This is a genomic window from Anaerobacillus alkalidiazotrophicus, from assembly GCF_001866055.1.
In genome coordinates, this window is sequence record NZ_MLQS01000001.1 from 663,872 (window position 1) to 675,669 (window position 11,798).

The 11,798-nt window shown below is 38.5% G+C and carries 7 protein-coding genes; all 7 read right to left on the reverse strand.

Going from position 1 to position 11,798, the window contains the following annotated elements; genetic code table 11:
• Positions 1-8 precede the first annotated feature (8 nt).
• The 7 genes from BKP45_RS03295 to BKP45_RS03325 all read right to left on the reverse strand — a co-directional run bounded on the left by BKP45_RS03295 (position 9) and on the right by BKP45_RS03325 (position 11,320).
• A complete protein-coding gene (locus BKP45_RS03295) occupies positions 9-2,012 on the reverse strand; it encodes a serine/threonine-protein kinase (protein ID WP_071388324.1) in 2,004 nt (667 codons plus the stop codon).
• Positions 1,984-2,694 carry a hypothetical protein gene (locus BKP45_RS03300; protein WP_071388325.1) on the reverse strand — a complete coding sequence of 237 codons (711 nt, stop codon included), beginning with the start codon at positions 2,692-2,694 and terminating at the stop codon, positions 1,984-1,986. The genes BKP45_RS03295 and BKP45_RS03300 overlap by 29 nt, the downstream gene beginning before the upstream one ends.
• A gap of 11 nt (positions 2,695-2,705) precedes the next feature.
• Positions 2,706-3,467 carry a PP2C family protein-serine/threonine phosphatase gene (locus BKP45_RS03305; RefSeq protein ID WP_071388326.1) on the reverse strand — a complete coding sequence of 254 codons (762 nt, stop codon included), beginning with the start codon at positions 3,465-3,467 and terminating at the stop codon, positions 2,706-2,708.
• 4 nt (positions 3,468-3,471) lie between these two features.
• Positions 3,472-4,152 (reverse strand): FHA domain-containing protein, encoded by a 681-nt coding sequence (locus BKP45_RS03310; RefSeq protein ID WP_071388327.1) that lies wholly within the window; start codon positions 4,150-4,152, stop codon positions 3,472-3,474.
• An 18-nt stretch (positions 4,153-4,170) separates the two neighbouring features.
• On the reverse strand, positions 4,171-6,504 hold the full coding sequence (locus BKP45_RS03315) for an FHA domain-containing protein (protein ID WP_139193727.1): 2,334 nt from the start codon (positions 6,502-6,504) through the stop codon (positions 4,171-4,173).
• Positions 6,505-6,754: 250 nt separating this feature from the next.
• Positions 6,755-7,837, reverse strand: coding sequence for a leucine-rich repeat domain-containing protein (locus tag BKP45_RS03320; protein WP_071388328.1), 1,083 nt, complete (start codon positions 7,835-7,837; stop codon positions 6,755-6,757).
• A gap of 114 nt (positions 7,838-7,951) precedes the next feature.
• Positions 7,952-11,320 (reverse strand): InlB B-repeat-containing protein, encoded by a 3,369-nt coding sequence (locus tag BKP45_RS03325; protein ID WP_071388329.1) that lies wholly within the window; start codon positions 11,318-11,320, stop codon positions 7,952-7,954.
• Between the last annotated feature and the right edge of the window lie 478 nt (positions 11,321-11,798).

Sequence of the window (11,798 nt, forward strand, 5' to 3'; positions counted from 1 at the left end):
ATTCCCCCTTACTCGATCCAGTTATTTTGTTTTAATTCTGCAATCAAGTTCACGAGTGGTAGTAGGTCTTGGGTTGTTTCGCCTTCTGGGCTGTTTTGTAAGGCCAGCTCGTAGTTTGCGATGACTCGTGAATAGTCGCGGTTTTGAACGGGCTTTTCGTTTTCTATTTCGGCGTAAAGAAGAGCTAGCTGCAAGTAGGCTCGGTAATCTTGTGGATAGCGCTCTTGCATGTCTAATAGCGTCGTTTCGCTTTGTTCGTATTCTCCTAATAGTTGATAAATAATCGCGATGTTACGCATTAAATACGGGCGAATATAGCCGTACGATAATAACTGTTCAAAGTGCTTCACTGATTCTTTTAGGAAAAATTCCCTTTCTTCTCCTTTCGAGATCATCGCTTTATCATAATACGCTTCGGCTAGTAATTCATCAAAAACGATAAAGTTACGATCTGTTAACTGATCGATTCCTTGATTTAAGATTGTAATCCGATCATCAATAGACTCGTTACCTAACTTTTGTCGATTATTTTTATAAAGTTGCGCTAATGTAATAATCGTTCGTTCTTTGATTGCCTCTGATGTTGCTTCCTCAATCGTTTGCCTGTAATAACCGATCGCTTCTTCGATGTTTTCTTGCGCTTGAAAGATTTCTCCTTTTACATAAAGGGTGACTTCATCAGCCGTATTTCGTTCAACCATTTGCACAAGGATCGCCTCTGCTTCTTCTAACATTCCGGCTCTCGCTAAACTTACTGCGTAATCTCGTTCGTAGACGAGATTTGTTCGGTCTAAGTCATAAGCTCTCATAAATTGACTAGCTGCTTCTTCATACTGGCTATTTTCAAATAAAGCCGTTGCTAATACGTAAAATAAGCTACTATCAAGGTGTTCACTATCTACATATGGAAGCACTTCTTTACTAACGTATTCGATTACTCGGTCAAACTCATTTTGCAGTAAATACGTTTGGGCAATATCACGGTACGCGTCTATTCGGGTTGGTATTTTCTCGATCGCTTTTTCGAATTCGTGTTTCGCTTCATCAAACTGATTAGCCAGCAACAATTCGTTCCCAGCTTCAACCATCCCCTCATACGCTTCTATTTTTTCGATCTGAAGTTGATTCACACCACCGACAGTTAAAAACGAGAAAAAGGCGAGCGAAACGACAAATGCCCCGTTACTTGCAATCTTCTTCCTTCTCGCTTTCTTGTAATCACTTGAAAACGTATGAATATTTTCAAAGTCTTTCAATAGTAGTTTGACATTGCCGTAACGTTCTTTCGGGTCTTGACGTGTACTTTTTAAAATAATATGCTCAAGGCCGACCGAAAGGCGCGAATCAAGTTCACGAAGTGGTTTAATTTCATACGGTGGATCATTTGGGCCTTTCCCTGTTACGAGATGGTACAACGTTACCCCTAAACTATAAATATCAGTTCTTGCATCGGTTTGCGCGGTTCCATACTGCTCTGGTGCTGCATATCCACGTGTACCAATGTATGTCGTATCACTTTTTGATTCTTTTTTGTATTCTCTTGCAATCCCGAAATCAATTACCTTAATCGAACCATCTTTTGTAATCATTAAGTTCGACGGCTTCATATCGCGATAAATGATCGGATTTGGCTTTTGAGTATGGAGGTACTCGAGGACATCACAAATTTCTTTCGCCCATTTGACGACTGTTTTCTCAGGTATTTTCTTCTTTTTTTCTAACTCTTCTTCTAACGTTATCCCTTCAACATAATCAAGCACAATATAAATAAAGTCTTGATCTTCAATAATATCAAAAATCCTTGGCAATGAAGGGTGATTTAACTTTTTCATAATGTTCGGTTCGGCAAGTAAGTCGATTTTGTCGTTGGTATGTTTTGAGATCCGCTTGATTGCCCAATTCGTACCAAGACTCACATGCTCACCTAAGAAGACGGTACCCATACCCCCTTCTCCGAGTTGCTTCATAATCTTATATTTCCCGTCAAAGACCTGTCCGATAACAATTCCCAATGTCATCACCCCTCGATCGTAAAAGTTGTCTTTTAATGATGTCTAGTAGCTGCTCTGGCATCATAAAGTTTGCAAGTTCTAATACATCTGTAATGGAATTGATTTTTATTTGAAACGCAAGATAAAGCGTATCATCTTCGATTTTGGCTTCTTGAAACTGTAAGGACCGCGGCGTGCCAATAAAGACGATGTTGTCTTCCTCATCGACTTCTAGCATCTCACCTTTCGACTTTGCTAAGCTTGAGATTACTGCGCTTTTACTTAACGGCAAGCGACCGATTTTTGCTTCTTCTAGTGCTAGTATGACCCGACCATTTTTCACTGAAGGCGAGTATCTAAGGCGATATTGACTTGGAATAAAGGATAGTATCTTGGAATTAGCGACAATGATTGCTTTTCCGTCTTCTAACGTACCGTTAACCGCAGTTAAGTTAAGATCCTCATGCACAGAAATTTGTACGAGTTCGTTAAAGCGGTCACTTGGTAAGCGTTGTTCAATATAAACCCCATCAGATCTTAGCTCAAAGGAAAGGTCATCAATGGTTGCCCAAAAGTGACTTGCGATTGCTCGGTCTGTTATCGTTGTTGGCTGAAGTTTCTCAACAGGACTAACGAGAATCACAAATGCCATAAACAACAATAGCGCACCTATAATCGATGTATAAATAATAGTTCGTTTCATTGCTTCCTCCTTTAATTGAAAGAAACTGCGATAATCGATAAGTTATCGTTTCCACCGTTTGTTAGAGCTTTTGATACACTCTGTTGACATAATTTTGCTAATTGTTCGTTTGTGTACTGGTCGTTATGACTAAAAAGAGAGAGAAGTGTTGCTTCATCGACAAATTGGTAGACTCCATCTGTACAAATAATGATGACATCCCCTTTTTGCATGCGTGAAATTTTGAGATACGGGTTCACGGATCTTGTTCCACCGATCGCTTCGGTTAACATATGCTTGTTTTGATGATTTTTTAACTCGTTTTCTGTAATTTCATTTCGTTCTAATAATTCATGAGCGACATTATGGACTTTTGACAGTAGTTGCAGCTCATGATTTCGAATGCGGTAGATTTTTGTATCACCTACGTTACTAATCAGGACGTCGTTATGAATGAAGTTCACCATCGAGAACGTCGTCACCATCGATGTGCTAAATTTTTTCCCTAACTCATAAATATGCTGGTTCACTTGTTTATATTTTTTTTGGAATAAGTAATAAAGAAACTCGGTATCCCATTGGTCGCATTGTTCTAGTTCGGTTTTGAATGCTTCGATGGTCATTTCACTCGTTCGCCTGCCAAAGTCATGACCACCGGCGCCATCTGCAATCGCAAATGAAAAAAAGTGTGGAAGCGCGAGGATCATGTCTTGATTCTCCTCACGCTTACCTTTCTCCGTACAATAACCGTATGTTAATCTTTGGGGAAATATATCCGTGGTAGCTACAGTCACGTTTTTAGCCTCCAATTACTTTAATAACCATTTCCGTTCTGCCAATTGTAAATGGTTGGTTTGCTTCAATTGGTTTCTGACCGGTAATTCGTTCACCGTCAATAAAGGTTCCATTTTTACTTTCGAGGTCAACAACAAAAAACTTGTTCTCCTTATTTAAAATCATCGCATGGTTTCGACCGATGAATGGATCTTCTGAAAGAACCAAATCACAAACTTCTGGATCACGGCCTACGTTTACAATTGAACTTGTGAAAGGAAAACTTTTTTCGGTTTCTTTTTCTTTATATTCAATCGTCATTGTCGGAACTGGCTCTTTATCAACCGCTACTTCAGGCTCTGCGGTTAATAATTGTGTTTCCATCACTGCCTTTTTACTCACTTGTTGACGAACTTCTTCTTTATCTTCTGATGATAACGGACGAATTTTTTCCTCTTGAAGCATCGCTGTCTTTTCATTCGTTTGATAAGGTCTCGCTTGTTTTTCTTGTTGCATTGGACTTGAATGATGTAACGCTACGGTTTTGTTGTACTCGTTATAATTAACTGCTTGCACTTGATTGTTTGGTGCTGTCTTCGGACGACTCACACTTTGTTTTTTCTTCTTAGACATAAACATAAAAAGTAGAACAACGTTAATAACGACGATCACACCTAAGACAATATACAATGTTTCTGTTTCCATTCACTTCTTCCCCCTATCTTAATTGTCTTTTAACTTTAAGGAAACGATACTTGCGATAATACAAATCACAGCTACCCCAACTAAAATCATCCAGTTTTGATAAAGTAACGATAATTCATAATCGAAGTATTCTGGCAAATCTCTTTGTGGTACTCGGAAGCCGCTATCTTCAATTTCTAACGGTCGACTATTTAAATCAAAAGAAATCCCAATCGCTCTTGCCGCCCATTTACTGATTGCTAAGTTTGAAATGACTTCAGCTGCACCTTCTAATTTAAAGACGAGGCCATTCAGAATTAATTGAGGAATGAGTAAATACGGGGCAATTCCCATGGCACGGTCAGAGTTAGATACCATTGATGATATAACAAGACCTAACGTTGTCGCTGCAAACGTCGTTAAAAATAACGTAATCATTAATTCAAGTCGTATTGAACCTAGTAACGATTCCGTTGGCAGCGTAATAAATTGTGTTAAAATCGCTACAAATAAAACAGCTTGAACGAAAGAAAGTACACCTAGAATAATTAACTTCGAAGAAATATACGGGATAAGCTTTAAGTTAACTGCACGTTCTCGTCGATAAATGTCATTTTCCTTCGTAATTTCCTGGATCGAATTCAATAGACCAATCCAAACACCAGTAGATGCGATTGTAAAAATAAGCTCTTTCGATGATTCGTAAAATTGAATCGGGTTATCACTAACAACAAGTAACAGTACGAAGGCAATAAACGGCGCTTGTAATAATAGCACAATCGATCGTTGCTTATCAGCTAGCGTCAGTTTTAAATATCGTTTACAGAGAATACTAAATTGCTTCATCGAGCTTCTGTCTGCCACTTCTGGAGCTGAAATTGGCTTTGGTGTTTTCACTTCAAGTGGCTTGAAGTACGAATAATATTCCGATTGCTTAAAGCGCATTTGCCAATCACTCGAATGTTTGTTAATACAGTCATAAATATCTGCATAATCCTTCACGCCAAAGAATTGTAACGAGCCACTTGGTGGACCAAAGTAACAAAGCTTTCCACCGAAGCCTAAAATAACAACTTTATCACACAGCATTAAGTTTGCCGTCGCATGAGTAATCAAAATGATCGTTTTGCCTTGGTTTGAAAGCTTACGTAAGAGCTGCATCATGTTTCGTTCCATTCCTGGATCAAGACCTGACGTCGGTTCATCAAGAAAGAATAACTTCGGATCAGCGAGAAGTTCAACCGCAATACTCGCACGTTTTCGTTGTCCACCACTTAATTGCTTAATAAGAACGTCTTCTCGTCCTTCTAATTCTACGTCACGAATGACTTGATCGACACGCGCCTGGATTTCCTCTTCAGTCGAATCCTCTGGCATTCTTAGTCTCGCGGCATACGTCAACATATCTTCAACGGATAACGTGTCATAAACGATATCTTGCTGCGGCACATAACCAATGATATTTTTGTAAGCCTCGTAATTTTCGTAAAAATCATCATCATTAATTAAAACAGATCCTTCTGTAGGTAGACGGAATCCATTTAACGCATCCATAAATGTCGATTTTCCAGCACCACTACCACCGATGATCGACACGAGTTCTCCTGCTTTAATACCAATGCTAATATCATCTAAAATCGTTTTTGGCTGTTTTGGTTTTAAGAAACCTTTACTTTCTTCAACGAATTTACTAATGTGAATGGCATCTAACCGTAGACCTGACGATTCGACATTGTAAATAATTTTATCCTCATGGAAAATCAACTTCGTACTTCCGATAAAAATCGTGTCCAACGGTTCGAGCTTTTGTTTACCCGTCACTCGCTTTCCATTTAAAAACGTGCCATTCGTACTTTTAAAGTCTTCTATGTAAAAATGAGAGCCTAACTTCTCAATCATCGCGTGCTGTCTTGAAACTAAACTGTGCACAATCACAATTTCATTGCTATCTTCACGACCGATTGTTACTTCAGTCTTTTCGCGTAACGAGTACTCTAACCATTTTTCATCAATGTTACTTGAATGAAGTGAATAAATGAACATTACCCCTTCATTATGGTTGTTTGATAAATCATCGATTCTAATCACATCACCATTATTTAGTACAGCACTTGGTTGTTTCTCACCATTGATAAACATTCCGTTTGTACTATTAAGATCCCGAACATATACTTGATCGCCACGAACCTCAAACACTAAATGTTCATTCGAAACAATTGCCGACTGTAAAAAGACGTCATTTTTCGTGGAACGTCCGAATGTATAAAATTTCTTTTGGCTGCTGTGATCAATATCAATTGTCGTTACTACGTCTCCCTTATAAGAAACAGTAATCGCACTTTTCATCGTTGTTTGCGCTCCTGCTTGCACCATTCAATCATCGCCACCTATTCTTTACTAAAAAATAATGAAAACACTACTATCGCCGACTAAAAGGTTTGCTCAATACCAACAAGAATAACTCGAGATACCGTAACGAGTGGAATAAAGGGAAGTGTCCCAAAACAAAGTTCCCGACACCGTATCACAACTATATATAGACGGAAGTAAAACCGAACCTATGTATATAGCAGTATACGCGTGGTGTCAGGCACTTTTGGGACACCCTCTCTCCTTTGGAACATTACCCTCTACGCGAACCCTTCATATTTGTGAATACATAAAACAGCGCAAATGTTTGTAAAAGAACAAAAGCAATTAAGATATACGTTAATGTATTTGAACTGCTCTCATTGTCACTAGCTTCCTCTGACTTATCGTCTGTTTCTCCATCAAGATTAAAATCACTATGAACTAAGTTGTGATAATACGATTCAGTTGGCGAAAAGTCATTTACTTTATTTCCAGCGAGCGTCAATTGATTTAAGTTATCTAGATTTGATAATGCTGAAATGTCAGAAATATTGTTTTCCTCTAAATATAATACTGATAAGTTTGTTAACCCTTTTAATGCTGACACGTCACTTACCTGGGCATGGTTTAGTAATAAAACCTCTAAGTTTGACAGGCCACCTAATGGTACGATATGGCTAATTGGGTTTCCAAAAAGACGTAATACTTTTAAATTTGATAAATTTTGAAGAGGGTTAATTTCTGTAAGTAAATTATTATTCAAACGAAGAACTTCTAGTTTGGTTAAATCTTTCAACGCGTCGATTTCGTTTATTTTATTATCATCTAAGTAAAGGTTTGTTAGCTTCTTCAAGTCTTTTAGAGCGTTTATGTACTGAAGCTCATTATTACTAAGTTGAAGAGTCGTTAATTTGTCTAAATCACTTAACGGACTTAACTCATTAATACTGTTATCGGATAAGTAAAGCGCTTCTAGTCTCGTTAAAGTTTCTAAAGGAGATATATCATCAATTTGATTATCGTTTAAACGAAGAACAACTAGCTTCGTAAGATCTTCTAACGGGGAAATATCACTAATGTTATTACCAGCTAAATTGAGGTTTTTAAGAGCTGATAAGTGTTCAATGCCTTTCAAACTTTCAATATCCCAACTTGAAGCATCTAATGTCGTTATTCCTTCTACATCTGATTTATAAATAGGATCATTTGGTTTATCAATCTCATTTCGAATCACCAGTTCTAATGCTTCATCTTCAAATGTAATTTCATCTTCTTCAGCAAAAACGGAAAGTCCTGTTCCAAAAGTCATAACGAACAATACTAGTACTATTAATAATTTCTTCACATTCACCATACGGATGTTACCCCCAACTTGATATGATTGAGCACAGGCTCATATTTAAAACTTTATGAAAGGATTGTGGGGGGATCAAATTCCCCCCACAACGAACCTTAAAAATCAGAAAATCTACGAATCAGTCTCTTCTTCCTCTTCTAACCTTGCTTCCTCGTCTCGCTGATTTTCTTCAACAACTTCTTCTGTTTCTTCTTCTGTTTCTTCTAACTGCTCCTCAGTTTCCTCTACTTCTTCCTCTTCCATGACTGCAACAGGCTCTTCTTGAGTCGGTTCTACCGGATTTGTATCTTCTGTAGAACCTTCTTCTGTTTCTGTCGAGGAATCAGTTGTTGTTTCTGACGTTTCTGTTACTTCTTCCGTTGTATCAACTGCCTCCGTTGTAGTAGTGGCTGTACTTGCTTCTGTACTAGAAGCTGCTACTTCGGTTTGATCTGAATCTTCTCCCGATGTCGTTTCTTCGCTTGACTCAGTATCGTTTTCCATCGGAATAATATCATTTCCAATGATTTTAAAGACATACCACTCTCTACCTACTAAATCAGTTGGTACTCGGAATGTTTCAACAAGTTGATTGCCTCGGTACACTCTGACTCTAGCGCTTGAATTCTTTAACTCTTCATCAGACGAGAATTGATGCACACGATATACGTATTCACCTTCAATTTGTTGATAAATTGTAATCGTCTCAGGACCATGGCCGTTTGTCACATCAACGTCTAAGCTAACATACGTTTCTTCACCATATGAATAACTACGGTTTCCATAAAAGACATGGAAATTCGCATCTGTTGGTGTCGGCCCATATAAATGTGCATCTAAGTCCCGTGGTGCAGCTCCCCAATCTAATACAATACGAATTTCATCCTCATAATCTTCTCTAATCGGCATAACCGATACGTTCGTCGTTGTCGTTTCACCAGCCTGAATTGTTACTTGTCTAGTCTCTTCAAGGTAATCTTCGCTTGTAAAGGTAATCATTACATTCTCATCATTTTCATCACTTGAAGCAAAGATTTCTGGAATATAGTAGTTTCCTTGATCATCTGTCGTTGTCGTGAATACTCGACCCGAATGAACTTCAGTAGCTTCCACTGTCACTCCTGACAATCTAGTTCCAGTAGTTGAATCTGTCACAGCCCCTTGTAAGCTACCATAAGGCCTAAAGGAAGCTTTGACATGAATATTGTTGTCCATGACAAGATGTAGTTCATTTTCATAGCTAAAGCTTACTTCCTCATTACCATCTTCCGTTTTACTCCACTTTTCAAACATTGAACCACTATTAACCATAGCCTTTAACGTAACTTCTTCACCAGGAAGATAGCGCTCTTTATCATTATCACTTACGTAAATGATATAACCATCACCAGAAGCCTCAGTCGTCAGTGTATAAGTTGTTACCTCCTCAAACACTGCTTTAACTGATTTGTCGCTTGTCATTGTCACTTTTATTTGTGGGTTTGTTCCAGTGGCGTCACCGGTCCAACGAACAAACGCCCAGCCTTCTTCGGCTTGAGCCGTTAAGGTTACTTCTTCACCATATGGATAGGCCGATTTTGTCGTACTTCTAGTGATTACACCTTCACCATCAACAGTTGTCGTTAACGTATACGTAACTTTCTCCTTAAAGACAGCGTTGACTGTTTTATTACTGTTCATTGTTACTTGTCTTTGTGGGTTTGTGCCAGTCACGTCGCCTTCCCAACGAACAAACTCATACCCTTGTTTTGGGTGCGCCGTAAGTGTTACGGTCTCACCTTCATTGTAACGATCTTTTTGGCTACTTCTTTGGATTGTTCCTTCCCCATTAACCGTTGTCGTTAAACGATAGGTGACAACCGGTTGTTCTTTTTCTTTAAAGACAGCACGTACCGTTTTGTCACTGTTTATCGTCACTTGTCTTTGTCGATTTGTGCCAGTCACATCGCCTTCCCAACGAACGAACTCATACCCTTGTTTCGGGTGCGCCGTAAGTGTTACGGTCTCACCTTCATTGTAGCGTTCTTTTTGGCTACTTCTTTGGATTGTTCCTTCACCTTGAACCGTTGTTGTTAAACGGTAGGTTTTCACCGGCTGCTCTTGTTCTCTAAAGACAGCACGAACGGCTTTGTTCGATGTCATCGTAATATCTCTTTGAGTAGTTGTACCTGTTAAGTCGATTTCCCAACGAACGAACTCCCAACCACTTCTAGGTTCTGCCGTTAATGTTACTCGTTGACCTGATTGATAGTCACTTGTATTACTACTTCTTCTTATTGTTCCTTCACCAGTTACTTCGGTTGCTAATCTGTACGTAGGCACTTCCACTTCTTCAAAAATGGCTCGTACCGTTTTTTCTTCGTCCATCATAAGCTCTTGTTCTTTTTGGCTACCTGTTAGAGCACCTTCCCAACGAACGAACTCCCAACCACTACTAGCAACGGCCTCTAGGGTAATCGTGCTTCCATCTTCATACTCAGATGCATTCGGCTTACGAACGATTTGTCCTGACCCTACAACAGAAGTATTTAACGTATGCTTTTTCTTTTCTACAGTAAACGAGAGGATCGATGTTACCTCTCCGTCTATTACATGAATTTCAACTGTACCGTCTTCAGAAGCAACAAACGCATTCGAAGTACCGGCTTGTTGACTTAAAGAACCTAAGTTAGCTTCATATAACCACTCAGGATCAATCTCCATTTCGTTTCCATCAAAATCGTAACCAATTGCTACGATTTCAACCGTGTCGCCGACTGCGATTGTATCCGCTTTGAGTTGAAATTCGATAGTAGCTAACGCTTGTTCACTCACTTCAATTTCAATTGCACGCTCAATAGAATGAAGTTTAGCCGTTACTTCTGTAACACCAATCTCAATTCCTTCAACGACCATTTGGTTTCCAAGCCCTTCAGAAATCGTTGCGATATCGTCTGGATTTAGAGACCACTCACTTGCTTTCAAGATCGTTTCGTTATCTTCTTCATCTACATGGACAAGTTGAACGATCGTATCATATCCTATTTGGATTATCGTTCGTTCAGCCACTAATTTAATGTTACTATCTAATTCATTACGCTGAGAAACGAGTGATTGATCATTTGTACTATCAATCCCATCGTCTAATACAGCAATCGCTTCTTCAATCCTACCTTCACTTATGTAAAGATCTGCTAGGAAACTATAAAACTTTGGTTCTTTCGGTTTGATCGAAATTCCTTCATGAATAACTCTTTCTGCTTCTGGGGTTCGATCTAATGCCACTAAAGATTTCGCTAGTCCTATACGCGCATCTGTATGACGCGGATCAATGTCTAATACTTTTTCAAAGGCGATAATGGCTTCTTCATAATCCCCTTCTGAATAAAACTTATTACCTAAATCTAATTGCTCAGTAATCGTACCTGATTGTACGACTTTTACCGTAAAATAACTTCCTAAACCTAAAAACAGCAACAATAGTAGTGCCGCTAAAACGATTCTCTTTTTTCTTCTTTCCATGACTCCTCCTTTAAAATAGTTAAAATGACGTATTCACCTTTTAAATAGTTAGACAATAGAACTAATATTTACTATAATAATACAGATCGATCAAAAAAACTTCATTTTTTTACTATTTTATCAACTTTTATCAAATTTGATAAAAAAAGGTTATTTAATAGGTATATTTATTCACGCCCTTTCTGCTTGTAGTGAGAGAATAGTCTTTTATTACTATGCATCTACCAAACTATTATTTACAGTTTTTTGACTTTCATAAAAAAAGACCATTTACCCCGATAATCAAACGGAACAAATGGTCTTTGTATCTTTAAAAATAAAACCGCAGAAGCACAACTGCACGAAGCTATACATTGGAGTAATTCATGTAGTAATGGACGTTACTAACTTGACTGAAGTGATCGAGCCGATGGCGCCTGGAGCTAGACAGTTTCCAAGTTAGAAATATATAAATTCTGATTATACAAAAAAGAACCCA